General features: G+C 68.8%; 23 protein-coding genes and 1 tRNA gene. 3 read left to right on the forward strand and 21 right to left on the reverse strand.

The window, feature by feature from the left end:
- Positions 1–2: 2 nt before the first annotated feature.
- From OG787_RS14170 to OG787_RS14265, 20 genes are all read right to left on the reverse strand, one after another.
- Positions 3–551 (reverse strand): F0F1 ATP synthase subunit B, encoded by a 549-nt coding sequence (locus OG787_RS14170; protein WP_369033106.1) that lies wholly within the window; start codon positions 549–551, stop codon positions 3–5.
- Positions 552–596: 45 nt separating this feature from the next.
- Positions 597–827, reverse strand: coding sequence for an ATP synthase F0 subunit C (gene atpE / locus OG787_RS14175; protein ID WP_105970730.1), 231 nt, complete (start codon positions 825–827; stop codon positions 597–599).
- Between the two features lie 74 nt (positions 828–901).
- Positions 902–1,672, reverse strand: coding sequence for a F0F1 ATP synthase subunit A (atpB, locus tag OG787_RS14180; protein ID WP_369033164.1), 771 nt, complete (start codon positions 1,670–1,672; stop codon positions 902–904).
- A 273-nt stretch (positions 1,673–1,945) separates the two neighbouring features.
- Entirely contained in the window at positions 1,946–2,383 is a 438-nt protein-coding gene (locus OG787_RS14185; protein ID WP_369033107.1) for a hypothetical protein, read from the reverse strand.
- 296 nt (positions 2,384–2,679) lie between these two features.
- Positions 2,680–4,023 (reverse strand): MraY family glycosyltransferase, encoded by a 1,344-nt coding sequence (locus OG787_RS14190; RefSeq protein ID WP_369033108.1) that lies wholly within the window; start codon positions 4,021–4,023, stop codon positions 2,680–2,682.
- A 126-nt stretch (positions 4,024–4,149) separates the two neighbouring features.
- On the reverse strand, positions 4,150–5,397 hold the full coding sequence (glyA, locus tag OG787_RS14195; RefSeq protein WP_405535421.1) for a serine hydroxymethyltransferase: 1,248 nt from the start codon (positions 5,395–5,397) through the stop codon (positions 4,150–4,152).
- Positions 5,398–5,630: 233 nt separating this feature from the next.
- Positions 5,631–6,311: a protein-tyrosine-phosphatase gene (locus OG787_RS14200; protein WP_235474813.1), complete on the reverse strand. Its 681-nt coding sequence runs from the start codon at positions 6,309–6,311 to the stop codon at positions 5,631–5,633.
- Positions 6,308–6,955 carry an L-threonylcarbamoyladenylate synthase gene (locus OG787_RS14205; protein ID WP_369033110.1) on the reverse strand — a complete coding sequence of 216 codons (648 nt, stop codon included), beginning with the start codon at positions 6,953–6,955 and terminating at the stop codon, positions 6,308–6,310. Before OG787_RS14205 ends, OG787_RS14200 begins: the two co-directional genes overlap by 4 nt.
- 53 nt (positions 6,956–7,008) lie before the next feature.
- The gene (prmC, locus tag OG787_RS14210; RefSeq protein WP_319211918.1) at positions 7,009–7,848 is read right to left on the reverse strand and encodes a peptide chain release factor N(5)-glutamine methyltransferase; all 840 of its coding nucleotides are present in this window, start codon (positions 7,846–7,848) and stop codon (positions 7,009–7,011) included.
- Positions 7,849–7,935: 87 nt separating this feature from the next.
- Complete coding sequence (prfA, locus tag OG787_RS14215) at positions 7,936–9,012, reverse strand: peptide chain release factor 1 (protein WP_235474814.1); 1,077 nt, start codon at positions 9,010–9,012, stop codon at positions 7,936–7,938.
- A gap of 103 nt (positions 9,013–9,115) precedes the next feature.
- The gene (gene rpmE / locus OG787_RS14220) at positions 9,116–9,340 is read right to left on the reverse strand and encodes a 50S ribosomal protein L31 (protein WP_235474815.1); all 225 of its coding nucleotides are present in this window, start codon (positions 9,338–9,340) and stop codon (positions 9,116–9,118) included.
- Positions 9,341–9,543: 203 nt separating this feature from the next.
- The gene (locus tag OG787_RS14225; RefSeq protein WP_369033111.1) at positions 9,544–10,650 is read right to left on the reverse strand and encodes an LCP family protein; all 1,107 of its coding nucleotides are present in this window, start codon (positions 10,648–10,650) and stop codon (positions 9,544–9,546) included.
- Positions 10,651–10,855: 205 nt separating this feature from the next.
- Positions 10,856–12,652, reverse strand: coding sequence for a trypsin-like serine protease (locus tag OG787_RS14230; protein ID WP_369033112.1), 1,797 nt, complete (start codon positions 12,650–12,652; stop codon positions 10,856–10,858).
- A 173-nt stretch (positions 12,653–12,825) separates the two neighbouring features.
- Complete coding sequence (gene rho, locus OG787_RS14235) at positions 12,826–14,889, reverse strand: transcription termination factor Rho (RefSeq protein ID WP_369033113.1); 2,064 nt, start codon at positions 14,887–14,889, stop codon at positions 12,826–12,828.
- 440 nt (positions 14,890–15,329) lie between these two features.
- Positions 15,330–16,259 (reverse strand): homoserine kinase, encoded by a 930-nt coding sequence (gene thrB / locus OG787_RS14240; protein WP_389348779.1) that lies wholly within the window; start codon positions 16,257–16,259, stop codon positions 15,330–15,332.
- 298 nt (positions 16,260–16,557) lie between these two features.
- Positions 16,558–17,616: a threonine synthase gene (thrC, locus tag OG787_RS14245; RefSeq protein ID WP_369033115.1), complete on the reverse strand. Its 1,059-nt coding sequence runs from the start codon at positions 17,614–17,616 to the stop codon at positions 16,558–16,560.
- 6 nt (positions 17,617–17,622) lie between these two features.
- Complete coding sequence (locus tag OG787_RS14250; protein ID WP_235474821.1) at positions 17,623–18,915, reverse strand: homoserine dehydrogenase; 1,293 nt, start codon at positions 18,913–18,915, stop codon at positions 17,623–17,625.
- 173 nt (positions 18,916–19,088) lie between these two features.
- Positions 19,089–20,480, reverse strand: coding sequence for a diaminopimelate decarboxylase (gene lysA, locus OG787_RS14255; protein WP_369033116.1), 1,392 nt, complete (start codon positions 20,478–20,480; stop codon positions 19,089–19,091).
- A gap of 57 nt (positions 20,481–20,537) precedes the next feature.
- On the reverse strand, positions 20,538–21,551 hold the full coding sequence (gene nrtL, locus OG787_RS14260) for an ArgS-related anticodon-binding protein NrtL (protein ID WP_369033117.1): 1,014 nt from the start codon (positions 21,549–21,551) through the stop codon (positions 20,538–20,540).
- 259 nt (positions 21,552–21,810) lie between these two features.
- Positions 21,811–22,275, reverse strand: a complete 465-nt coding sequence (locus tag OG787_RS14265; protein WP_405535422.1) for a response regulator — start codon at positions 22,273–22,275, stop codon at positions 21,811–21,813.
- 163 nt (positions 22,276–22,438) lie between these two features.
- Between OG787_RS14265 and OG787_RS14270 the strand changes: the two genes are divergently transcribed.
- The 3 genes from OG787_RS14270 (at position 22,439) to OG787_RS14280 (ending at position 25,623) form a co-directional block, all read left to right on the forward strand.
- Positions 22,439–22,510: transfer RNA gene (locus OG787_RS14270), tRNA-Arg, on the forward strand.
- Positions 22,511–22,891: 381 nt separating this feature from the next.
- Positions 22,892–24,058 (forward strand): GDSL-type esterase/lipase family protein, encoded by a 1,167-nt coding sequence (locus tag OG787_RS14275; protein WP_405535423.1) that lies wholly within the window; start codon positions 22,892–22,894, stop codon positions 24,056–24,058.
- 623 nt (positions 24,059–24,681) lie between these two features.
- On the forward strand, positions 24,682–25,623 hold the full coding sequence (locus OG787_RS14280) for a serine protein kinase RIO (protein ID WP_405535424.1): 942 nt from the start codon (positions 24,682–24,684) through the stop codon (positions 25,621–25,623).
- A gap of 270 nt (positions 25,624–25,893) precedes the next feature.
- Here the strand turns inward: OG787_RS14280 and OG787_RS14285 are convergent, their stop codons facing one another.
- Positions 25,894–26,679: a DUF1963 domain-containing protein gene (locus OG787_RS14285; protein ID WP_405535425.1), complete on the reverse strand. Its 786-nt coding sequence runs from the start codon at positions 26,677–26,679 to the stop codon at positions 25,894–25,896.
- Positions 26,680–26,697 lie beyond the last annotated feature (18 nt).

Here is a 26,697-nt window from a genome sequence, read left to right on the forward strand (position 1 = left end):
GCTCATCGAGTCGCCTCGGCCTTCTCCTCGAGGTCATCGAGGAAACGGTCGATCACGCGGCTCTGCCGGGAGTGGTCCTCCAGGGACTCACCGACGAGCTTGCCGGCCAGCTCGGTCGCGAGCTTGCCGACGTCCTGGCGGAGCGCGGACGAGGCGGCCTTGCGGTCGGCGTCGAGCTGGGAGTGCCCGGCGGCGACGATCTCCTCGCGCTGCCGCTGGCCTTCCGCGCGCATCTCGGCGATGAGCGTGGCACCCTGCTCCTGCGCCTCCTGGCGCAGCCGCGCGGCCTCGTGCCGGGCCTCGGCGAGCTGAGCCTTGTACTGCTCAAGCACGCTCTGGGCCTCGACCTTCATGGCGTCGGCCTCTTCGATACCGCCCTCGATCGCCGCGCGACGCTCCTCCAGAACCTTGTTGATGTTCGGAAGCAGCTTCTTCCAGAAGAAGAAGAAGACGATGGCGAAGGCGATGGTGCCGACGAGCAGCTCGGGGCCCGGAGGAATGAGCGGGTTCTGCTCCTCCTCGGCCGCCAGCTGTACCAGGTTGGCGATCACATCAGTGCCTTTCCTTCAAGGGTTTCGATCGTCTGCGACGTCGGTCTAGTAGACGAACGGCATGACGATGCCGATGAGGGCGAGCGCCTCACAGAACGCGAAACCGAGGATCTGGTTGGCACGGATCAGACCGGCCGCTTCGGGCTGGCGGGCCAGCGCCTGGGTGCCGTTGCCGAAGATGATGCCGACGCCGACGCCGGGGCCGATCGCGGCGAGGCCGTAACCGATGGAACCGATGTTGCCTTCGACAGCGGCGAGGGTCTCAAGGGCAGCCATGCTGATTCTTCCTTCTCTTTCAGGACCGGTGGGGGTTGGCCACCGGACGTTCTGGGGCTGAGGGGGGTGTCTGCTCAGTGGTGCTCGGCGAGAGCGCCCTGAACGTAGGTGCAGGCCAGCAGCACGAAGACGTATGCCTGGACGGCCTGAACGAAGAGCTCGAAGCCGATCATGACCACGGCCATCACGAAGGAGACGCCGGCGGCCGGCACCATCCAGCTGTTGAGCAGGTACCAGGAGGCGACCGTGAACATGACGAGCATCAGGTGGCCGGCGAACATGTTGGCGAAGAGCCGCACGGCGTGCGTGAACGGCCGGACCAGCAGGTTCGAGAAGAACTCGATGACCATCACGAGCGGCAGCACCGGGCCGAGCGACTTGTCGTAGCCGGTGATGTTCTTGAAGAAGCCGACGAAACCGTGCCTCTTGAAGGTCAGCGAGACCCACACCAGGTAGACGATGGCGGCCAGCACCATCGGGTAGGCGATGACCGACGACACCGGGAACTGTGCCAGCGGGATCACGGACCAGATGTTCATGATCCAGATGAAGAAGAACAGCGAGACCATGAAGGGGACGAACTTCTCGCCCTCCTTCTTGCCGATGGTCTCGTAGACGATGCCACGGCGTACGAAGTCGTAGCCGAACTCGCCGATCATCTGCAGCTTGCCCGGGACCACCTTCGCCTTGCCGAAGGCAAGCGTGAAGAAGGTGACGACCAGGAGGCTGGTGACGATCGCGAGCAGCATCACCTTGTTGAACTCGAACCCGCCGACCGTGGCCATCGGCTTGAAGAGGAACGAGTGCAGGCCCGGAGCCGGGAAGCCACAGCCGTTGTCGGACATGATCCGACAGCTCCAGTCAAAGGCGAGCTGGGTCTGGTCAGCACTCACCGCGGGCTCCTTCGGCGTGACGCATGGGTACGGCAACCTCGTGGTGTCGGCGCGGCGCGCAGCCGCGGTTCGGCACTGGACTGGTGTTACGGATGTGGGGGCGGCTTTGGGGCATCAAGCCTCGCGATTGAGCAGGCGTCAGCTCAGATGCCCGCGCCCGCGATGCCGCAGTTGGCACCGGACGATAGCAGGATCTCCCAGACGTGCTTATCCCGGCCCTACCTCTCACGACGAGTGCCCCGTCTTTTCGGGCCTGTCCCCCGTCGTGGAGTCGGGTTCGACGTAGAGGATCTTCGCCTTCATGTGGGCACGCGCCTGCGCCGCGATCCAGGCGAGCGTGCCTGCGAGCAGCGTGAAGGCGAAGGCCCTGGGGTTGAACAGCGTCGTGTTCTTGAAGGCCGCGACGAAGATGAACAGCAGGAGAATCTGGGCCGCGTACAGCATCAGTCCCATTGCCTGGAACAGATGCGGAAGCGTTTTGGCGGTGCGCTGCAGAACGTAGAGCCCGATACCCATGAAGAGGATCACCACGAGCGTCGCGACGATCGCCCCGATCGCCCCTTCAGCACCAGCGACCACAGCACTCACGACGGCGGCGAGAGCGCCGACGGCGGCTGTGGGCACAGCGGCTTGAAGGAGGTTCCGGACGTCATTGGACGGCATGGCGGCAACTCCGCTTTCACAGGGGGCAGGTGTCGTCATGGACGAGCGTAGTCCCCGGTTCGAGCAGAGAAACTCGCGCCAACGGACCGTCGCACTGCGGTCCTTCGGCTCCGTCCGGGGTTCTCGTGAACCGTATCACAAACTATTTGATGAGGTCTTTACCTGGATGGTGTGCTCGGTGTCACACATGAGAGTGAACCCGCGCGTCTGTGCAGAATCAGCGCCGACTTGTCTGGTATTAGGGCACTTTGTTCGCGCGGGCTCAAGCAAAGTGTTAGTCAGATTCTTACCTTGCGTCAGCGTGACGACCCGGCCTTACGCCGGTCCAGGAGCCGCGAACGAGAGCTGATCGCCGTCGCTCCGTTGACTCCGGAAACCCCGGCCCGCACCGGTGCGTGGTGCTGTTCCGCGGGTACGGAGGGCGTGGACGCGGCGGGCGCCGTCGCCTCGGCCGCCGGCCCCTCCACCGCCCGGCCACGCCGGTAGCGCGGCGGCACGAAGCCCTCGGCCCAGCGCGGAGTGCGCGGGGTGAAGCGCGGCAGCAGCAGGAGTACGAGTCCGATCGCGCTCAGTGCCACCACACTGAGGACGATCCACATGGACGCGTTGTTGACCGAGTAGGACAGGGCGCCGAAGCCGATGAGCGCCGACCAGAAGTACATGATCAGGACGGCCCTGCTGTGCGAGTGGCCGACCTCCAGGAGCCGGTGGTGCAGATGCCCCCGGTCGGCCGCGAACGGCGACTGCCCGCGCCAGGTGCGCCGCACGATGGCCAGCACCAGGTCGGCGGCCGGGATCGCGATGATGGTGAGCGGCATCAGCAGCGGGATGTAGACCGGCACCATCTGGTGCACGGTCTCGCGCTCGGACCCGGAGAACAGGTTCATCGCGTCGGGGTCCATCTGCCCGGTGATGGAGATGGCGCCGGCGGCCAGCACGAGCCCGATGAGCATCGACCCGGAGTCGCCCATGAAGATCCGCGCGGGGTGCATGTTGTGCGGCAGGAAGCCGAGGCACATGCCCATCAGGATCACCGCGAACAGGGTGGCCGGGGCGGCGGCCTCGATGCCGTACGAGACCCAGATCCGGTAGGCGTAGAGGAAGAACGCGGCCGACGCGATGCACACCATGCCGGCCGCGAGGCCGTCCAGGCCGTCGACGAAGTTCACCGCGTTGATGGTGATGACGACGAGCGCGACCGTCAGCAGAGTGCCCTGCCACTGGGTCAGCGCGACGTTGCCGACGCCCGGGATCGGCAGCCACAGGATCGTCAGACCCTGCATGACCATCACGCCGGCGGCGATCATCTGCCCGCCGAGCTTGATCAGGGCGTCGATCTCGAACTTGTCGTCGAGCACCCCGATCAGCCAGATGAGGGCGGCACCGGAGAGCAGCGCCCGCGGCTCGTTCGACGTCTCGAAGACCTCGTGGAGGTTGGTGAGATGGTCGGCGACCAGCAGTCCGGCGCACAGCCCGAAGAACATCGCGATCCCGCCGAGCCGCGGAGTGGGTTCCCGGTGCACGTCACGGGCCCTGATCTCCGGCATCGCTCCGGCCACGATCGCGAACTTCCGTACCGGCCCTGTCAGCAGATACGTCACCGCGGCCGTGATGCAGAGCGTCAGCAGGTATTCACGCACGGGCTTCCCCACAGGTCTCGCTGGCCATCCAGGCCCCACACCCTAGCGAGGGACGCATAAGGTTGGGGACTTCCGGGTAGCGACGATGGTTGCACGCGGGCCTGTGCACGAGGTGACGATTACCCCTCACCGCCCGGGATACGGCGGAAATCTACCGGCCAGCTCCCGCACCTCTTCACGCGCCCCACCACTCTCCACAGCCCCGCGCAGCACACCCGCGACCAGCACCGCGACCCTCGCCATCTCGGCTTCTCCCATCCCCTGCGTGGTCAGCGCCGCCGTCCCGAGCCGCAGTCCGCGGGCCTCCCCATGAGGCAACGCACAGCAGTCCAGAACCACTCCCGCGGCGGAAAGCAGCCCTCGCGCGGTACGTCCGTCCACGCCGAGCGGCGCCGGATCGGCGGTGATGAGATGCGTATCGGTCCCGCCCGTGGTGACGATCAACCCCTCGGCGGCCAGCCCCTCCGCCAGCACACGCGCGTTGGCGACCACCTGATGGGCGTACGCCGTGAAGGCCGGGGTCGCCGCCTCGCCGAAGGCGACGGCCTTGGCGGCGATCGTGTGCATCTGCGCGCCGCCCTGCGTGAACGGGAAAACCGCCCGGTCGACCCGTTCCGCCAGCTCGGCGCCGCACAGCAGCATCCCGCCGCGCGGCCCGCGCAGCACCTTGTGGGTGGTCGCGCAGACGACATCGGCGTACGGCACGGGACTGGGCGCCGCTCCCCCGGCGACGAGCCCGATGGGATGGGCGGCGTCGGCGATGAGATAGGCGCCCACCTCGTCGGCGATCTCGCGGAAGAGGACGTAGTCGATGTGCCGGGGATAGGCGATGGACCCGCAGACGACGGCCTTGGGCCGATGCGTACGGGCGAGAGCGCGCACCTGGTCGTAGTCGATGAGCCCGCTCTCGGCATCCACCCCATAGGGCACGAAGTCGAACCAGCGCCCGGAGAAGTTGGCGGGCGACCCGTGGGTGAGGTGCCCGCCGTACGGCAGCCCGAGGGCGAGAACGGTGTCACCGGGGCGCAGGAGGGCGGCGTAGGCGGCCAGTACGGCCGAAGACCCCGAGTGGGACTGGACGTTGGCGTGTTCGGCCCCGAACAGCGCCCTGGCCCGTTCCACGGCGACCCGCTCGGCGACGTCGACGATCTCGCAGCCGCCGTGGTGCCGGGCGCCGGGATACCCCTCGGCGTACTTGTTGGCGAGCGGCGAGCCGAGCGCGGCCAGCACGGCGGCCGAGGTGAAGTTCTCGGCGGCGATCAGCTGAAGCGTGGTCGCCTGCCGCTGGGCTTCCCCGAGCAGCACTTCGGCCAGCTCGGGATCCTGGCGGCGCAGTACGTCGACATCGCTCTCAAAGGCATGCGTGACCGACATGGTGGGCTCCGAGCGTCGACGGTGACGTATGTCCAATGTAGGCCGCAGCGCCCTGATCGGCGCGGGGCTGTGTCGATACGCGGCTCCGCCGCGCGGGCGCGACAAGCCCCGCTCCGGGCCCGTCGTCATCCGCGCCCACGGAAACGCGCCCCAAAGGGGCGCGGGGAACTGCGCGACCGGCCACAACGGGCCCGCAGCCGCAAGACGACACCAAGTGGCAGGACCGTAGGCGCTCAGGCCTTCGCAGGCACCCCGGTCAACGCCGTAACCACCGGATCCAGCGCCTGCTGTATCTCGTCCCCGATCGACCGGAAGAAGGTCAGAGGGGCGCCGTACGGGTCGTACACCTCGTCCGCCTCCGCCGTGGGGGCCAGGAGCCACCCGCGTAGAGCCGCCGCCGCGCGGACCAGCGCGCGGGCGCGCTGGATCATGCCGTCGTCCAGCGGCGGCAGCGTCGCCGGGTCGATCGCCTTCACCAGGCGGGTGAACTCCTTCAGCGTGAACGTGCGCAGGCCCGCCGAGTGCCCCATGGAGATGACCTGCGCGCGATGGTCCCGCGTCGCCGTCAGCACCAGGTCCGCCCGGATCACATGCTCGTCGAGCAGCTCGCGCCCGGTGAACCCGGAGGGATCCGCGCCGAACTCCGCGAGGACCGCCTCCGCGTTGGCCTCCATGGGCGCGCCCTCGTGGCCCCACGTACCGGCGCTCTCCACGATCAGGCCGCCCCACAGCGGGTCACCGAGCCGGTCCGCCAGGGCATGCCTGGTCAGCCGCTCGGTGATCGGTGAGCGGCATACGTTGCCGGTGCTGACATAAAGGATGCGGAAGGCGTCCCGCGAGGCCCCGTCCCAGGCTTGAGTCCCCGTGACCCCCGTACGCGTGCCTATGCCACGCCCCGCGTCAGGGGCTGTCAATTCGCCACCTCGAGGTCGGGGACCACCTTGCGCAGCTCATCGGCCGACAGTGCGCCCGCGCGCAGCAGGACCGGCACCTTGCCCGTGACGTCGACGATCGACGACGGGACGTTCCCGGGCGTGGGACCGCCGTCGAGGTAGACGGAGACGGAGTCGCCGAGCATCTCCTGCGCGGCGTCACAGTCCTCGGGCGCGGGGTGGCCCGTCAGGTTGGCGGAGGAGACCGCCATGGGGCCGACCTCGGTCAGCAGTTCGATGGCGACGGGGTGCAGCGGCATGCGTACGGCGACCGTGCCACGGGTGTCCCCGAGGTCCCACTGGAGGGACGGCTGGTGCTTGGCGACGAGGGTGAGGGCGCCCGGCCAGAAGGCGTCGACGAGTTCCCAGGCCATCTCGGAGAAGTCCGTGACCAGGCCGTGCAGGGTGTTCGGGGAGCCGATCAGAACGGGCGTGGGCATGCCACGACCACGGCCCTTCGCCTCCAGCAGGTCGTTGACGGCCTCGGAGGAGAACGCGTCGGCACCGATGCCGTAGACCGTGTCGGTCGGGAGGACCACCAGCTCGCCGCGGCGGACGGCGGACGCGGCCTCGCGCAGACCGGTCGTGCGGTCGGTCGCGTCGTTGGTGTCGTATCGCCGAGCCATTTAGCGGGCCTCCTCGTACACGTACTGCTGGGGGTAGAAAGTCTGGGTGACGCTCACGGCATGGCCCTGCGGGCGGTCGCGAAGCGGGGGCGGTTGTTGAGGTCCGGGTGGTCGGCCGCGTCGGCCCAGCCCCGTTCCTCGGTGAAGATCCACGGCACCTGGCCGCCCTGGGTGTCCGCGTGCTCGACGACGACGACGCCGCCGGGGCGCAGCAGACGGTGGGCGGTGCGTTCCAGGCCCCGGATGAGGTCGAGGCCGTCCTCGCCCGAGAACAGGGCGAGTTCGGGATCGTGGTCCCGGGCCTCCGGGGCGACGTACTCCCACTCGGTGAGCGGGATGTAGGGCGGGTTGGAGATGACCAGGTCGACCTGGCCGTCGAGGTCCTGGAAGGCGTCCAGGGCGTTGCCCTGCCGCAGGTCGACCCTGGACCCCTCCATGTTCTTGCGGGTCCACGCCAGGGCGTCCTCGGACAGCTCCACGGCGTGCACGCGGGAGCGCGGGACCTCCTGGGCGAGGGCGAGCGCGATGGCGCCGGAGCCGGTGCACAGGTCGACGATCAGCGGCTCGACGACGTCCATCGCGCGGACGGCGTCTATGGCCCAGCCGACGACCGACTCGGTCTCGGGGCGCGGCACGAACACGCCTGGTCCGACCTGGAGTTCCAGGTACCGGAAGAAGGCCCGCCCGGTGATGTGCTGGAGCGGCTCACGGGCCTCGCGGCGGGCGATGACCTCCCAGTAGCGGGCGTCGAAGTCGGTGTCCTTGACGGTGTGCAGCGTGCCCCGCTTCACGCCGTGCACGAACGCGGCGAGTTCCTCCGCGTCGTTGCGCGGCGAGGGCACACCCGCGTCGGCCAGCCGCTGGGTGGCCTGGGCCACCTCCGCGAGCAGCACGCTGCGGGGGCTCGGGGGCCGTCCCCCAATGTTCTGCTGCACGCTGGTCCTCCGGTACTTGTCACTCGTACGGGGCTCGTACGGGGCTTACGCTGCCGCCAGCTTCGCGGCGGAGTCCGCGTCGACACAGGCCTGGATGACGGCGTCGAGGTCGCCGTCGAGGACCTGGTCGAGGTTGTAGGCCTTGAAGCCGACGCGGTGGTCCGAGAGTCGGTTCTCCGGGAAGTTGTACGTGCGGATCTTCTCGGAGCGGTCGACCGTGCGGACCTGGCTGCGGCGGGCGTCGGCGGCCTCCCTCTCCGCTTCCTCCACGGCTGCCGCGAGGAGCCTGGAGCGCAGGATACGCATCGCCTGCTCCTTGTTCTGCAGCTGGCTCTTCTCGTTCTGGCAGGAAGCGACGACTCCGGTGGGAATGTGCGTGATGCGCACGGCGGAGTCGGTCGTGTTGACGGACTGCCCACCGGGACCCGAGGAGCGGTACACGTCGATGCGGAGGTCGTTCGGGTTGATCTCCACGTCGACCTCCTCCGCCTCGGGGGTGACCAGGACACCGGCGGCGGAGGTGTGGATGCGGCCCTGCGACTCGGTCGCGGGCACGCGCTGTACGCGGTGCACTCCGCCCTCGTACTTCAGCCGGGCCCAGACGCCCTGGCCGGGCTCGGTGGCGCCCTGGCCGCCCTTGGTCTTCACGGCGACCTGGACGTCCTTGTAGCCGCCCAGCTCGGACTCGGTGGCGTCGATGATCTCGGTCTTCCAGCCGACGCGCTCGGCGTACCGCAGATACATCCGCAGGAGGTCGCCGGCGAACAGGGCGGACTCGTCGCCGCCCGCGCCCGCCTTGACCTCCAGGATCACGTCCTTGTCGTCGTTGGGGTCCCGGGGAACGAGCAGCAGGCGCAGCTTCTCGGTGAGCTCCTCGCGCTGCTTCTCCAGTTCCTTGACCTCGGCGGCGAAGTCGGGGTCGTCGACGGCGAACTCCTTCGCCGTGCCGATGTCGTCCCCGGTCTGCTTCCAGGAGCGGTAGGTCGCGACGATCGGGGTCAGCTCGGCGTAGCGCTTGTTGAGCTTGCGCGCGTTGGCCTGGTCGGCGTGGACCGACGGGTCGGCGAGCTTCTTCTCCAGGTCGGCGTGCTCGGTGAGCAGATCCTCGACGGCCTCGAACATGGGGGCTCCTGAAAACGTGTGGTGCGTGGGGGAAGGCGGGCGACCAAAAACGCCGGTCCAGGTACGCCCCGGAGGGCGACCGTGGACCGGCGCTGGTGCCTCGCTACTTCTTGGAGCCGGCAGTGGCCTTGCCGAAGCGGGCCTCGAAGCGGGCCACACGGCCACCGGTGTCGAGGATCTTCTGCTTGCCCGTGTAGAACGGGTGGCACTCGGAGCAGACCTCGGCGCGGATGTTGCCGCTCGTGATCGTGCTGCGGGTGGTGAACGACGCGCCACAGGTGCAGCTGACCTGGGTCTCGACGTACTCGGGGTGGACTTCGCGCTTCAAGGGGTTCTCCTAGATTCGGGAGGGCGCCGGGTCGCCTCCGCGGGATGCGGGTGCGTGAACCGGGGCCGACGTACCAGTCTGCCAGGACTGGGCGCATCCCCCAAAACCGGGGGTTGCCCTTGAGTATTCCCTGCGGGTGCGTGGTGGCTTGTCGCGCAGTTCCCCGCGCCCCTGGAAACGGGGGCTGCGCCCCCTGTTTCCAGCTAGCTCACCACGCCTGCCGCGTCTCCCCTTGCCGTGCCCTTGGTCGCTGCTGCCGGGATGGGCTTGTCGGCCTTCAGGGCCTTCCAGACCAGCTGGGCCTTGTTCCTGTCGACTACGACCCTGTTGGGGTTGGCCGGGTCGTACTCCACCGGCATGGTGATCATGGTCATGTGGGAGGAGCTGATGCTCTTCAGGCCCGTCGCGAAGGACGTCAGGGAGCGGACCGAGCCCAGGTCGGAGTCCGTGGTGATCGCCTTGGTGGCCGTGTCCGCCAGGTCGAAGAGCTTCTTGGGGTTCGTCAGGACTCCTACGTCCTTGATCTGGTCGACCAGGGCCTTGATGAACGCCTGCTGGAGCTGGATGCGGCCCAGGTCGGAGCCGTCGCCGACGCCGTGGCGGGTGCGGACCAGGCCGAGGGCCTGCTTGCCGTTCAGCTTGTGCGTGCCGGCCTTCAGGTTCAGGTGGCTGTCCGAGTCCTTGATGTCCTTCGTCGTGGTGATCTCCACGCCGCCCAGCTCGTCGACGAGTTTCTGGAAGCCGGTGAAGTCGACCTCGATGTAGTGGTCCATCCGGATCCCGGTGAGCGACTCGACGGTCTTCACCGCGCAGGCGGCGCCCCCCGTGGAGTACGCGGAGTTGAACATCACGCCGGTCGCCGCGTCGTGCGTGACGCCCTTGGCGTCGGTGCACGCGGGCCGGTCGACGAGGGTGTCCCGGGGGACGGAGACGACACTGGCCTTCTTGTGGCCCTCGTACACGTGGACGATCATCGCGGTGTCCGAGCGGGCGCTGCCGTCGTCCGTACCGCCGCCGAGCTTCCTGTTGGCGCCGGAGCGGGTGTCGGAGCCCAGGACCAGGATGTCCTCGGAGCCGTTGTCGACGTTGGTCGGGCGGTCGGTGCCCAGGACCTGGTTGATGTCGACGCTCTTGATGTTGCCGTTGAGCTTGAAGTACACGTACCCGAGTCCGGTGCCGCCGAGCACGACGATGGCCGCGGCGATCCAGGCGGTGACGAGGAGCGCCCTGGAGTGCTTGCCGCGGGGCTTGCGGCGGCTGCGCCTCTTCGCCGGATCAGCGGGATCAAGCGGATCGCTCTCGGCGGACATGTGTTCCCCTCGGTCTCGTCCGGTCGGTTACCCCCTGCTTTCAGGGCCAGTCCTGGTTCCGTCGTACCGGTCAGTCAGACGGTCATTACGGAAAAAGGGTTGCACAACGAACTGTGCCCTTCGCGTGGTGCGAAGGGCACAGTTCGTGACCGAACGGACGGGATGTTCCTCGGAAAGGCTCAGAGGACTCCGTTCACCTGCGGGTTCAGCTGATGATGTCCCACTGCTTGTAGTCGGTGCCGACGGACTTCGGTGTGCCGAAGATCGCACTCGTGCCCGTGCCGGTGCCCGGGTACAGGTACATCACTCCGGTGGGCGTACGGGCCAGGAAGTCGGCCTTTCCGTCACCGGTCACGTCACCGGGGGTGACCAGGGTGTTGAAGCCGCTCCAGCTGCGCACCTTGACCCGGGGCACGAAGGCCTGGGAGCCGGTCTTGCCGTTGCCCTTGAGGAGGTAGCCGACGCCGCCGGTCTTGGTGCGGGCCAGCAGGTCGGCCTTGCCGTCACCGGTGAAGTCGCCGTGGCCGACGATGGTGCTGTACTGGTTCCAGCCCGTGGAGACCTTGGACGGCGACCCGAAGGTGCCGTTGCCGTTGCCCGGGTAGATCCACAGGGCGCCCGCGGAGTCGACCGAGAGGACGTCGGGCTTGTAGTCGCCGGTGACGTCGCCCGGGGTGATGATCCGGGTGCGGCTCTTCCAGTTGGCGAAGATCTGCGTCGTGGCCCAGGACTCGCTGTCGGGCACGTAGTGCATCCAGTAGACGGCGCCGGTGGCACTGTCGCGGACCACCAGGTCCTGGTAGTCGTCCCGGTTCAGGTCGGTCTGGAGGACGACGTTGACGCCGTCCCAGTTGCCCCAGACCACGCTCGGGCCGAAGCTCGTGCCCTTGGAGTCCTTCTCGTAGCCGACCTTGGTGGAGGCGCGGCGCAGCCACAGGTCCGCCAGCTGGTCACCGCTGAGGTTGGCGTCCTCGACGCGCGGGTACACGGCGCCGACGTACGAGGTGACCTTCGAGAAGACGCTGTAGGCGCCCTTCTCGACACAGTCCGTCACACCCCACGACACGACGCCGACGACCTTGCCTGCGACCACGAGCGGGCCGCCGGAGTCGCCGTTGCAGGCGGTGGTGGTGCCGGTGTCGCTGCCGGTGGCGGGCGTGCCCGCGCAGACCATGTGGCCCGCGACGAAGTCGGTGCCGTAGGCGCCCTTGCAGGTGGCGTCGGACTGGATGGGCAGCGTGGCCGTCTTCAGCGTCGGGGAGATGTCCTGGGTGGTGGACGTGGTGCGTCCCCAGCCGAAGACCTTGGCGTTGGTGAGCGCCTTGTAGGAGACGGTGTCACCGGCCGTCGTCATCCGGATCGGCGCGGCCTTGACGGGGTACGCCAGCGTCAGGACGGCGACGTCGTTGTCGAACGTCACCGAGCTGTACGACGGGTTGTTCCACTGGCGCCAGACGCCCGAGACCGTCCCGTTCGTGTTCCCGTCGGCGTCCGGAAGCGTCGCGGTGCCGGTGACGACGGCGCCGTTGGCCTTCCAGTTGTAGCCCTTGACGCAGTGCGCGGCGGTGAGGATCTTGGTGGGCGCGATGACGGCGCCGCCACAGAAGAAGTCGACGTCGTCGCCGGTCGCGTCCGGCGTGCCCTTGTCGTCGTAGTACCAGAGCTGCGCCATGTACGGCGCCGCCGAGATGGTGGTCGTCGAACCACCGATGATCTTCGCGTCCTTGGTGCCACCGACGGAACCGGCGGTGAGCGAGGTCTTCTTGGACGCCAGGGTGCCGTCGCCGGTGGCCGCGCCCGCGACGCGCTCCTTCAGCTCCGCGGTGCTCGGCACCGCGCTGCGGCTCAGGTCGGCGGTGGGCTGCGGCAGGGCGGTGGCGGCGTTCGCGGACGACATCATCAGCGCGCCCGTGACCGCGGCGGCGAGGCCGGCGGCAACGAAAGGAACGGCGATCCGCACACGACGTCTGTGGCGGCCCTCACCGGACAGGGATATACCCACTCAAGTCCCCCCTTGGGATCGTAAGTTCGGGCGCACCACGAGAACCGGCCCGAAGAGCGCGATCGTACACCTGTCCCAAACACCACAAAGGGCCACCCCTGGAACAGGAGGTGACCCTTTATGGACTGCTTGCCGACCGTTTACCGGCCGTCTGTCGTTCCGTTTACCGACCGTCAGTCGTTGCCGTTGCCCGGCGTCGTCTTCTGGATCTGCATCAGGAACTCGGCGTTCGACTTCGTCTGCTTCATCTTGTCGAGGAGCAGCTCGACCGCCTGCTGCTGGTCGAGCGCGTGCAGCACCCGGCGCAGCTTCCAGACGACCCCGAGCTCGTCGGGGGCGAGCAGGATCTCTTCCTTACGGGTACCGGACGCGTCGACGTCCACCGCCGGGAAGATGCGCTTGTCGGCGAGCTTCCGGTCGAGCTTCAGCTCGGCGTTGCCGGTGCCCTTGAACTCCTCGAAGATGACCTCGTCCATGCGGGACCCGGTGTCCACCAGCGCGGTGGCGAGGATGGTCAGCGAGCCGCCGTCCTCGATGTTGCGGGCCGCACCGAAGAAGCGCTTCGGCGGGTACAGGGCGGTCGAGTCGACACCACCGGACAGGATGCGGCCGGAGGCCGGGGCGGCGAGGTTGTACGCACGGCCCAGACGCGTGATCGAGTCGAGCAGCACGACGACGTCGTGACCCAGCTCCACCAGACGCTTGGCGCGCTCGATGGCCAGCTCGGCGACCGTGGTGTGGTCCTCGGCCGGGCGGTCGAAGGTCGAGGAGATGACCTCGCCCTTCACCGACCGCTGCATGTCGGTGACCTCTTCCGGACGCTCGTCGACCAGGACGACCATCAGGTGGCACTCGGGGTTGTTGTGCGTGATCGCGTTGGCGATCGCCTGCATGATCATGGTCTTGCCGGTCTTCGGCGGGGCCACGATCAGACCGCGCTGGCCCTTACCGATCGGCGCGACGAGGTCGATGATGCGGGTGGTGAGGATGCCCGGGTCCGTCTCCAGACGGAGGCGGTCCTGCGGGTAGAGCGGGGTCAGCTTGTTGAACTCCGGGCGGCCACGGCCGTGTTCGGGCGCCATGCCGTTGACGGAGTCGAGGCGGACGAGCGCGTTGAACTTCTCGCGGCGCTCGCCTTCCTTCGGCTGACGGACCGCGCCGGTGACGTGGTCGCCCTTGCGCAGGCCGTTCTTGCGGACCTGGGCGAGGGAGACGTACACGTCGTTCGGACCCGGCAGGTAGCCGGAGGTCCGGATGAAGGCGTAGTTGTCGAGGATGTCCAGGATGCCCGCGACGGGGATCAGGACGTCGTCGTCGGCGACCTGCGGCTCGTTCGGGCCGAACTCCTCGCGCCCGCGCCGGCCCCGGCGGTCCCGGTAGCGGCCACGGCGTCCGCGGCGTCCGCCGTCGAAGTCGTCCCCGTCCTCATCGGCCCGAGGCCCGTTGTCACGCGGACCACTGTCACGCTGGTCCCGCTGCTGGCGGTCCTGACGCTCGGCACGGTCCTGGCGGCCCTGACGGCCGTCGCCCTGCTGGCCCTGGCCCTGCTGGGTGGAGCGCTGCTGGGCGCCGCCGCCCTGCTGCTCGTCGCCCTTGTTGCCCCGGCGGTCGCGGTCCCGGCCGCGGTCACCGCGGTCCCGGCGGTCACGGCGGCCCTGACGGCCGTCGCCGTCACCGGCGTCGCCCTGCGGCTGCGCGGCCGGCGTCTCGGCCTTCGGCTCGCTCTTCGCCTCGGCGACAACCGTCTCGGGGCTGCCGGCCTCGGCCGTGGCACGACGCCGGCGGCGCTCGGCCGGGGCGTCGTCGCTGGCGGGCTGACCGGGGATCTCGATCTGCTGCTGGGCCACGGCCTTCTCGGCGGGCGCCTCGACCTGCACGGCCGCCTTCTGCTCTGCGGCGGCGGGCGCGGCGTCCTCGCCCGTACGGGCCTTGGAGGTGGCGCGGCGCTTCGGCTTGGCCTCGGCGGCCTCCCCCGCGGGGGAGGCGGCCTTGGAGGTCCCGCCTCCGGCCTGCGCCTCCTTGATGACCTCGATCAGCTGGCTCTTGCGCATCCGCGCAGTGCCCTTGATACCGAGGCCGGATGCGACCTGCTGAAGCTCGGCCAGCACCATGCCGTCGAGGCCGGTACCGCGGCGCCGCCGGGAGCCGGCACCCGTGGCAGGCGCGGAGGCGTCCGTGGAGGGCGCGGCAGCGGTCTCCTCGACACGTGCGCCCATCAGATCGGTGGTGTCGCTCACGAAGGGTCCTTCCCTGGAGCGGACGTCGGCCTGTCTGGCACGGCGACCGGTTGTGCTGTCCGGCTTCGGTCCTTCATGAGTGGACCGTGCCGGGGCGGTGGTCCGCCGAAGCGGCGGAAGAGGTTTCTGGTGATGGCGTTTCCCAAAGCCATGACACTGAGTGTCCGTGTCAGGCGGCTTGGTCACACCGGTTCCGGAGCGTGCACTGAATGCCGCTCAGCGCCTGCACACGACGAATGGAACGCCGCATGAAACACAGAGTGGCTTGGGAGGCTCCCGGAAGAATGTCTGTCCCGGACGGGGACACAAAGCACCTCGCCATGGTGGGGTCGGGTGCAGACTTGAGGTTAACACTACCGGATCCAACAAACATTCCCCCTCTCGAAATCCGGCAACGGTATGTAGTTGAATGTCACAGCGTCGGAGGTCACGGCGTTGATTCAGCTCTCCCCGGGTGCCGCGAGCGGCAGGACACTCGCGCCCCGGGCGTCGAGACCGAGCCGGTTGGCGGCCCAGCCCTCGCCCGCCAGCCGGGAGACCTTGTCGGCCGTGGCCTCGTCGGCCAGCGCAAGCACCGTGGGCCCCGCACCGGAGATCACCGCGGGGATGCCGTCGGCCCGCAGCCGCTCCACCAGCGCCGCGCTCTCCGGCATGGCAGGCGCCCGGTACTCCTGGTGCAACCGATCCTCGGTGGCCGGCAGCAAAAACTCAGGACGCCTGGTCAGCGCCTCGACGAGCAGACCGGCGCGCCCCGCGTTGGTCGCGGCGTCGACGTGCGGGACGGTGCGCGGCAGGAGACCGCGAGCGGTCTCGGTCAGCACCGGCTTCCCGGGCACGAAAACCACCGGAACGATGGAACCGTGGGGCTCCATCCTGATCGCCCGGGCGGCTCCGGCCTCCATCCAGGAGAGCGTGAACCCGCCGAGGAGACAGGCGGCGACGTTGTCGGGGTGGCCCTCGATCTCGGTGGCGAGTTCGAGCAGCGCCTCGTCGTCGAGCCGGCTGTCGCCGCCTATGGTGACGGCCCGCGCGGCGACGATGCCGGCGCAGATGGCGGCCGAGGAGGAGCCGAGTCCCCGCCCGTGCGGAATGCGGTTGGCGCACACGATCTCAAGCCCGCGCGGCTGTCCGCCCAGCAGGTCGAAGGCGGTGCGCAGGGACCGTACGAGGAGGTGGTTCTCGTCGCGCGGGAGGGTCTCGCTGCCCTCACCCGCGATGTCGATGTGCAGCCCGGAGTCGGCCACCCGGACGACCACGTCGTCGTACAACCCCAGCGACAGGCCCAGGGCGTCGAAGCCCGGACCGAGATTGGCGCTGGTGGCGGGGACGCGCACCCGGACGGCGGCGGCGCGGAACGCTGGACCGGCCATCGCTCGATGACTCTCCTTGAGCTGCGATTTCGTCGAAGACATGCGATACGACACTGGAAAACGGCTACTGAAATACGGCTGAGGACCTGCACGGAGACCCTCAGACCGCTGGGACGACGCGGCGCCGTGCCATGTGCCGGGGCATATGCGGCGGGCGGGTTCACCCCAGCTTATCGAAGGAAGGTTCTGTGGCGACATAGGGCGCACAGGAGGCGCACGATGCGTGTCGTAAGCCCCCTGTGCACCCGCCGTAGGGACTACGTAGGGAGTACCCAGGTTCGGATGGTCAGTACCCGGTCTACGCGAGTCCGAGTCGCTCGGCGGCGGTCGCGGCGTCCACGGGCACGACGACCGGCTTCGGTGCGCCCTCGGTGGCCCAGCCCGGGTCCTTCAGGCCGTTGCCGGTGACCGTGCAGACGATGGTCTGGCCCGGGTCGACCTTGCCCTGCTCGGCCAGCTTCAGCAGACCGGCGACGGACGCGGCGGACGCGGGCTCGACGAAAACGCCCTCCTGCGCGGCCAACAGCCGGTAGGCGCGCAGGATCTCACGGTCCGTCACCTCGTCGATGAGGCCGCCCGAGTCGTCGCGCGCGGCCAGCGCCTGCTTCCAGGACGCCGGGTTGCCGATGCGGATCGCGGTGGCGAGCGTCGAGGGGTCCTTGACGACCTCGCCGCGCACGATCGGGGCACTGCCGGACGCCTGGAACCCCCACATGCGCGGGGTGCGCCGGGCGATGCCGTCGGTGGCGTACTCGGTGTAGCCCTTCCAGTACGCGGTGATGTTGCCCGCGTTGCCGACCGGCAGGACGTGGATGTCGGGCGCGTCGCCGAGCATGTCGACGATCTCGAAAGCCGCCGTCTTCTGCCCCTCGATACGCACCGGGTTGACCGAATTCACCAGCGCCACCGGGTAGTTGTCGCTCAGCGACCGGGCGAGGGTGAGGCAGTCGTCGAAGTTGCCGTCGACCTGGAGGATCTTGGCGCCGTGGACCAGCGCCTGCCCCATCTTGCCGAGGGCGATCTTGCCCTGCGGCACGAGCACGGCCGAGACCATGCCCGCGCGCACGGCGTAGGCGGCGGCGGAGGCAGAGGTGTTGCCCGTAGAGGCACAAATAACGGCCTTGGCCCCCTCTTCCTTCGCGCGCGTGATGGCCATGGTCATACCGCGGTCCTTGAAGGACCCGGTCGGGTTGGCGCCCTCCACCTTGAGGTGGACCTCGCAGCCCGTGCGCTCGGAGAGCACCTGCGCGGGCACGAGGGGCGTGCCGCCCTCGCGGAGCGTCACGACCGGCGTGCTGTCGGAGACGGGCAGCCGGTCCCGGTACTCCTCGATGATTCCGCGCCACTGGTGGGTCATTGCTGGTTACTCTCCTTCAACCCGCATGATGCTGGCGACACCCCGCACGGTGTCGAGCTTGCGCAACGCCTCGACGGTTCCGCCCAGGGCGGCGTCGGACGCACGATGGGTGACGACGACGAGGGATGCCTCGCCGTCCTTGCCCGTCTGCCGAACCGTATCGATGGAAACCCCGTGCTCGGCGAACACGGTGGCCACCTGGGCGAGAACACCCGGTTTGTCGGCGACGTCGAGGCTGATGTGGTAGCGCGTGACGACATCGCCCATGCCCGAAACGGGCAGTGCGGCGTACGCCGACTCGCCGGGCCCGGTGGCCCCGTTCAGCCGGTTGCGGCACACGGCGACGAGGTCGCCGAGGACGGCGGACGCGGTCGGCGCACCGCCGGCACCGGGCCCGTAGAACATCAGCTGTCCGGAGGCGTCGGACTCGACGAACACGGCGTTGTAGGCGCCGCGCACGGAGGCCAGCGGGTGCGTCAGCGGAATCATGGCCGGATGCACGCGCGCGGTGACGGACTGCCCGTCCCCGGCCCGCTCGCAGATGGCGAGCAGCTTGATGGTGCAGCCCATGTTCCTGGCGGAGGCGAAGTCGGAGGCGGTGACCTCGGTCATGCCCTCGCGGTAGACGTCGTCGAGCCGCACGCGCGTGTGGAAGGCGATCCCGGCGAGGATGGCGGCCTTGGCGGCGGCGTCGAAGCCTTCGACATCGGCGGTGGGGTCGGCTTCGGCGTACCCGAGAGCGGTGGCCTCGTCGAGGGCCTCCTGATAACCGGCGCCGGTGGAATCCATCTTGTCGAGAATGAAGTTAGTAGTGCCATTGACGATCCCCAGTACCCGATTGACCTTGTCCCCGGCGAGGGACTCACGCAGCGGCCGGATGAGCGGAATCGCACCGGCGACGGCGGCCTCGTAGTAAAGGTCGGCGTCGTGGTCCTCGGCGGCGGCGTGGAGAGCGGCGCCGTCCTGGGCGAGGAGGGCCTTGTTGGCGGAGACGACGGACGCGCCGTGCTCGAAGGCGGCGGTGATGAGGGAACGAGCGGGCTCGATACCCCCGATGACCTCAACCACGACATCAATGTCACCGCGTTTGACGAGGGCGGTGGCGTCGGTGGTGACAAGGGCGGGGTCAATACCCTCACGCACCTTGGAGGGCCGGCGAACGGCAACGCCCGCAAGCTCGACGGGAGCGCCGATCCTGGCGGCGAGATCGTCGGCGTGCGTCGTCATGATGCGCGCCACCTCTGAGCCGACAACCCCACAGCCCAGCAGCGCCACCTTCAGCGGACGCGTACGCATCATCCGACCTCGTTTCCTCATACCGTCTAGGTTCGACAAGTCTCACTCACCGGACTGAAGTTTCTATCCATCGTCCGGATCGTGAGATGTTTATTTCGTTTTCCGGGCGGCGGAAGACAGGAGATCTTCCGCCGCGCGGTGTGCAGCGGGTTTCTTGGATCTCATCCCACGTCGAGTCATCCCACATCGAGACGGAGAAGATCCTCCTCGGTCTCCCGCCGGACGATGACCCGAGCCTCCCCGTCCCGAACGGCGACGACGGGTGGCCGAAGGGCATGGTTGTAGTTGCTGGCCATGGACCGGCAGTACGCACCGGTCGCCGGCACCGCGATCAGGTCACCCGGTGCCAGGTCGGCGGGCAGGAAGGCGTCCTTGACGACGATGTCCCCGCTCTCACAGTGCTTGCCGACGACTCGCACGAGCATGGGCGCGGCCTCGGAGGTCCGGGAGACGAGAGCGACGCTGTACTCGGCGTCGTAGAGCGCGGTCCGGATGTTGTCGGACATCCCGCCGTCGACGGAGACGTAGGTGCGGAGGTTTTCCAGGGGCTTGATGGTGCCGACCTCGTAGAGGGTGAAGGCGGTAGGGCCGACGATGGCGCGCCCGGGCTCGACCGAGATACGAGGGGTGCTGAGCCTGGCGGCTTCACACTCCCGGCTGACGATCTCTGTCAGAGCCTTGGCGATCTCGTGGGGCTCGCGGGGGTCGTCGTCGCTGGTGTAGGCGATACCGAGCCCACCCCCGAGATCGATCTCGGGCAGCTCGACCCCGTGCTCGTCACGAATGTCCTTGAGCAGCCCGACAACACGGTGAGCGGCGACCTCGAACCCGGACATGTCGAAGATCTGGGACCCGATGTGCGAGTGAATGCCGATCAGCTCAAGCCCATCGAGCTGCAACGCCCGCCGCACGGCCTCGGCGGCCTGCCCACCGGCAAGCGGAATACCGAACTTCTGGTCTTCGTGGGCGGTGGCGATGAACTCGTGGGTGTGCGCCTCGACCCCCACGGTGATACGGATCTGCACGCGCTGCCGCTTGCCGAGGGACTGCGCGATGTGGGCGACGCGGACGATCTCCTGGAAGGAGTCGAGCACGATCCGCCCGACACCGGCACGAATGGCGGTCTCGATCTCGTCGACGGACTTGTTGTTGCCGTGGAAGGCGATGCGATCGGCGGGCATACCGGCGGAGAGAGCGGTGGTGAGTTCCCCACCGGAGCAGACATCCAGATTGAGCCCCTCGTCGTGCAACCACCGCACAACGGCCTTGGACAGGAACGCCTTACCGGCGTAGAAAACGTCGGCGTCCGGCCCGAAGGCGGTACGCCAGGCGCGGGCACGCTCACGGAAGTCGGTCTCGTCGAGGAAATAGGCCGGGGTACCGAACTCCTCGGCAAGCGTCGTGACCTCGACCCCTCCCACGGTGACGACACCGTCGGGGGTACGGGTGACGGTGGACGCCCAGACCTTCCCGTCGAGGGCGTTGAGGTCGGCGGGCGGCGCGGAGGGGTGCCCCTCGGGCAGTACATCGGCGTGACGGGGCCCGGCGGGGTGTGCGGAACGGCTCATGGCTGTGCGGCTTCCTCAGAGGTGTCAAGACATGTCAGAGGTACGGCAAGAGGCATGTCAAAGGTATTCGGGTGCGTCGATGCCGAGCAGGGACAGGCCGCCGGCCAGCACCGTCCCGGCGGCTTCGGCGAGCGCGAGCCGGGCACGATGGGCGGCCGAGGGTTTCTCGTCGCCGAGCGGCAGCACGGTGGGCGTGAAGGCGAGCGTGGCATCGGCGACGGTGACGAGATGCCGGGCGAGCCGGTCCGGGGCGCGGTGGGTGGCGGCGCTGAGGAGGAGGCGGGGGTGGTCGGCGAGGGGGGTGAGGAGTGGGGGCTGCGATACGTCGGTGAGGTCACCGGGGTACGCCGTGAAGCCGAGATCGGCGGCGTTGCGGCCGAGGGCGCGGGTACGGGCGTAGGCGTAACGCACCCGGAAGAGGGGGTTGCTCTCCCGCTGGACGAGGTGCTCGGCGCCGATACGGGGCCGGTCGTGGGGCGCGGGGTGGAGGAGGGCCCAGCGGGCGGCGTCGGGGCCGAGGGGGGTGGGGTCGTGGGGGGCTGGGGGGAGGGTGCGGAGGTCGAGAGTCTCGACGTCATGGAGGGCACTCGGTCGACTGCTGCCGCGCTGGATGTGAACCCGGCCGCCTTGGGTGGCGACGATGCGTGCGAGGGCGTCGGCGAGGGTTTCGGCGCGAACGTCGCTCTTGTCGGGCAGCAGGACCGACAGCATTTGCCCGGCGAGGGCGTCACTGTGTCCGTACCGCGGGCCCCGGCTTCGAATCTCCCGTACGAGGGCTGCGGGGGCGGCGCTGTCGAGGCTGATGTTGAGGAATCCGGGTCCGGTGATCTCGACGTCGCGGACACCGGGGGCGACGCTGATCCGCTCGCGCAGCACTTCGGCGACGTAGCGGGGGGTGCGGCCGGCGGGCCGGGCCAGTTGCAGCGCGATGTTCGTCGCGTAGTCCCCGGTGCCGCCAGGCCCGGGCGCGGAAACGACGGCGCGTGCGGGGACGGCAACGCTCAGCTCTCCCTCGTCGACAGCACGACGCACCGCGCACAGCACGGTACGGGACAGCTCGACGGGGGTCACGGGACAAGGGTATGGGAGGAGGGGGGTGGGGGTGCGACTGGGTTTGGAGGGGTCCGGGATGTGGACGGAGGGGCGTGGGGGCGCGACTGGGTGCGCGGGGGTTCGGGATGTGGACGGAGGGGGCGGGAGGTCGCCGGGATGAGGAGGGGGCGACGGAACGGTGCCCGGATCGCCGTGATCGCCCGGGTCACATGGATCACATGGGTCAGCCTGATCACATGGGTCAGCCTGATCGCCTGGGTCAGCCTGATCGCCTGGGTCAGCCGCTGGCGCCCCAGCCGGCGCGCTCGGCTTCGTTGGGGGCGCCGAGGGGTGGCGCGAGGGCGCTCTCGAGGGAGGCGCTGTCCCGCCCCCGCTCGGCCAACTGCCGTACGAGGCCGATGAGTTCGGCGGGGTCGAAGGGCTTGGCGAGAAAAGCGTCGACGCCGACATCGAGGCCGGCCTCGACCTCGTACTGCGAACAGGCGCTGATGATGGCGAGGGGCAGGTCGCGGGTACGGGGGTCGGCACGCAGGCGGGCGGCGGTACGCAGACCGTCGAGCCGGGGCATCGCGACGTCAAGGGTCACGACGTCAGGCCGCACCTGATGAACGACATCCAGACACTCGGCACCGTCAGCAGCGGTCACGACCTCGAAACCCTCCAGTTCGAGGTTGACCCTGATCAGCTGCCGGATGACCTTGTTGTCGTCCACAACAAGCACCCGGCCGGACACGCCTGGCACAAGTCGAGGGTAGGTCGAGACCGGCCACCGCGTCCGGCTTTTCCCCACTTCCACGCGCGCGAGCGGGCGCCGGCCCCGTCCCCCGGGACCGCCAAAACCCGTTCCTGATCACCCCGAACGAGCTGGTAGTGTTCTACCCGTCACCGCGCAACGCGCCAGACACGCCCCCGTAGCTCAGGGGATAGAGCAACGGCCTCCGGAGCCGTGTGCGCAGGTTCGAATCCTGCCGGGGGCACTCGCCACACAGCCAGTAGGAATCACGTGCTGAGCTGGGCGGATGCCGACTTGAGAGAGCGGGAGTCAGTCTCACTGACTCCCGCTTTTTCTCGTTGCCCCTCACTGTTCGCGCACTATCTGCGATGCACGCGACACACCTCCGACACAGGCTGCGTCGTCTACATGACGCCTGGCCCGCGCCGCGCGAGACGCTTGAGCGCACAGCTGAAGTCGTCGACCGCATCACCCAGTTCCCCATAAAGGACCCCCTCCCCGGCCGCGGATCCCGGCCGCCCGGCAGGAGAGAGCCCTCACGCCCCTCACCGACGTGCGGCAATGGAAAGGCAAAGAAGTAGGGCGGAATGGTGACGGCTGTAATTAAACTGCCTACCTTTCGGCCATGACCAGCACCCGTGCAGGCAGCACCTGGATCGCCGCTCACCGCTCCGCCGTGATCGACCCCCACGAAGCCTTCAAGCTCTTCGAGGTCCGAGGCTTCACCGACCAGACCGTACGGCAGACGCTGCATCCCGCCGGCGGCGGCGAGGCCCTCCGCATCCGCCTCAGCAACCGCTACGGGACGACTCCGCTGGAGATAGGCGGCGCCCACCTCGCCCGCCGCACCGAAGGCAGCGGCACGGCCCCCGGCACCGACATCACCGTGCTCTTCGGCGGCGCCGAGAGCGTCACGATCCCGCCCGGCGAGGAGATCGTCAGCGACCCCGTCGAGCGGGCCGTGACCGCGGGCGAGGAACTCGCCCTCAGCCTCTACCTCCCCGGCGACACCGGCCTGTCCACGTACGCCGCCATCCCCTATGACGTCGGGCACGCCGTCCCCGGCAACCAGCTCACCGCCGAGACTCTCGACGAGTCGGAAGAGCTGATCACCAGCCACTACATCACCGGCATCGACGTCCTCGCCCCCGAGAACACCCGTATCGCCGTCGCCTTCGGGGACTCCTGGATCGAGGGCATGGCCACCACCCCCGGCACCGGCAGCAGCTTCCCCGCCCAGCTCAACCGCCGCCTCACCGGCCCCGGGTGGATCGTCGCCCCCGGCATCAGCGGCAACCGGCTCCTCGCCGACGAGATCGGTGCCCACCTGCTCACCCGTATCGAACGCGATGTCCTCAGCGTCCCCGGCGCCACACACGTCATCATCCACGTCGGACTCAACGACCTCGGCCTGCCCGGCGCCATCGCCTTCCCCGAGCCCGGCAAACTCCCCACGGCCGCCGATCTCGTCACCGGCCTCACGACGCTCGCCGACCGCCTCCACGCCGCCGGGCTCACCGTCATCGGCTCCACGATCGGCCCCTACGCCGGCACGGTCTACCCCGGCTACGACACCGAGGAGGGCCAGGCCGTACGCGCCGAGGTCAACACCTGGCTCCTCGGCGACAGCCACCCCTTCGACGCGATCGTCGACATAGCCGCCGCCGTCGCGGACCCGGACCGGCCCACCCGGATCCGCGACGACTACAACAGCGGCGACGGCCTCCATGTCAACGACGCCGGAGCGAAAGCCATCGCCGACGCCGTCGACCTCGGTCTGCTGAATCCCTGAGAAGACCGGGCCGGACGAGTAGTTCCGATGTGGCTCAGTGGTCGTAGGCGACGAGTGACCTGGTGACGGGTGCGCCGATGGCGCGGTTGTGCCAGATCGCGCAGGTCTTTGCCAGGATCCGCTGGGCCACCCGACACCGCCGCCGTCGATGGTGCGTCCGCCGCAGAACCTGTAGCAGGGCAGGAAGTCGAGGTCGAAGCGCGACAAGTGCTGGGGGCGCGCACATCGAGGACGGTCCGGCCGTGCAGCCGCCCGGTACGGAAGGGGGAGCCGTTCCCTACCGCGTAGTGCAGCACGTCGATGCCGTCGTTGCCGTGCTGCGGGAAGTACGGGCCTCCCGCCCCGCTCGCACCGGGCGCCGGGCCCGCTCGGCCACTGCGCGGCCGGCCGGCGACGACCCCAGGGGCCGGACGGGCCTGTACGGAGGAGCACGCGCCAGGAAGCTGGGGCCGCTCGACGCGGCCCGGATTTATTCGGTTGCCGCTGCCCGGGTCCGTCCCTCAGCATGGGCGGACCGCCGGGAGCTGCCCGGTGCTTCACGAGAGGAGGCACGACCGTGACCACGACTGTCCTCGGTCTGCCCGCAGACCGCCTCCCTCTCATCTCATGGAGCACCTCCAGCGATGTCTCACGACAATCTCTCGCAGTACCCTCAGCACCCGGTATTTCCTGACGACTTCAGTACCGACGCCAACCGTCATCACGTCCTTCCGCCGGACGAGCTGGGTGACGTCGACGAACGGTTCGTCTTCGACTTCCGTCCCTATGACGACCTCGCCGACGGCCAGCGCTGGTCGACCTGGCTCAGTGTCGAACCTCTCTGCCGGGGCCCCGAGCCGCTCCCCGACTGGGTGGTGACCTCGCAGGGCGCGATCGACACCGAGCTCGGTGTCCTCAAGACCGGCAAGGAGGCCGACGTTCACCTCGTCGAGCGCGCCGATCCGCGCGAACCCGATGCCAGTGTGGTCATGGCGGCCAAACGGTATCGCTCTCCCGAGCACCGGTCCTTCCATCGCTCCGCGTCCTACACCGAGGGCCGCTCGATGAAGCGCTCACGTGACGAGCGGGCCGTCAAGCGGAAGAGCACCTTCGGCCGACAGGTCGCGGCCGGTGAGTGGGCGGTGTCCGAGTGGGGTGCGCTGGTGCGGTTCTGGGAGCTCGGGCTGCCGGTTCCCTACCCGGTCCAGATCGACGGCACCGAGATCCTCATGGAGTGGATCACCGTCGTCGACGAGGACGGCTCCGTCCAGACCGCGCCCCGGCTCGCCCAGACCCGGCCCTCGCCCGAGCTGTTGGCGGCCTACTTCGAGCAGCTCACCGACGCGCTCGCGACGATGGTCCAGAACGGCGTCGTGCACGGCGACCTCTCGGCGTACAACATCCTGGCGGCGGGCGAGCGGCTGGTCGTCATCGACCTGCCGCAGATCGTCGACCTGGTCGGCAACCTCAACGGGATGAGCTTCCTCCAGCGCGACTGCGCCAACATCTGCGGCTGGTTCCGCTCACGGGGCCTCGATGTCGACGAACACGCGCTGTTCTCGGAGCTGATGGCTCACGCCTTCTGACCGGTAACCGGCTTCACTCCGACTTGGTGGCGAAAGGGTCCGTGCCCAGGACTGTCGGCAGGGCGAGCTTTTCGTGGCTTTCCGTGCCTGGGCTGGCCGTGAAGATGAGGAGCTACTGGCCCTGTTCCAGTAGGAGTTGGGAGGAGAGGTTCAGGTCGCCTGCTTGGTTGGGGGATGAGGTTTTTTGATTCACTCCCGTGTCGGCCTACGTAGGGGCGGTCATCCACCGGCTCCGACGACCGCGCCCGGCGAGGCCGACCAGGGCCCGGATCAGGTCTGCTGCTCGAACTGGAGGCCGTCGTACCGTCGGGCGGCTATGTCCTCCCGGGTGCCCACGATCAGGTTCATGGTGCATACGTCGTAGTCGATCGCCTGCCCGGCCAGCTGCGCGAAGAGTACGAGTTCGCCCTCGTCCGGGGCCATGTCCCACGGGTCGGAGAACCCGCCGATCTGTACACAGACGCCAGGGTGTTGTCCGCCGTAGGCCAGGTCGAGTACGGCTTCCTCGAATCGTTCCAGGGTCTCCCCGGCCCCCTCGCCCTCCCCGTCCAGGAACGCCTCGGTCTCCGGGCCCCCTTCCCGGTCACCGTCCAGGCTCAGTCCGGGTACGGCGTACAGCGTGCGTGGTTCGTAGACCGTGGTCTGCATGGGCTCGCCCTCCCATTCATACGTCGCGGCGCGCTCCGTCGTGTGTGCTCCGGCGGGGACATGGAGCACCGCGGCCGAGTCGGGCTCGTACGAGATCTCCGTGAAGAGCAACAGGTGGCCGTCAGTGGGCAGTTCGATGTCCAGGACGCCCTGGGGCAGGGCCGCGCAGTCGACGCTCAGTACGAGCGGCGATCGCCCTTCGGGCCAGTCCACCCCCTCAGGCAGCGCGGGGAGCCCGCCCGTTCGTGCGGCGGGGCGGGCGTTCGCCTGCCGGGACGCCGGCAGTTCCCGGTGCTCCACCAGATAGACGCACGGCCGGGTCTGGGCCAGCAACTCCCGTGCGACGGGGCCGGGAACGCCGTACTCGGCCGCCGTCTTGAGGAGGAGCGCTTCGTCGATCGATGTCATGCCCGGGATCGTGCCATG

This window comes from Streptomyces sp. NBC_00075 (assembly GCF_045041225.1).
GTDB lineage: Bacteria > Actinomycetota > Actinomycetes > Streptomycetales > Streptomycetaceae > Streptomyces > Streptomyces adonidis.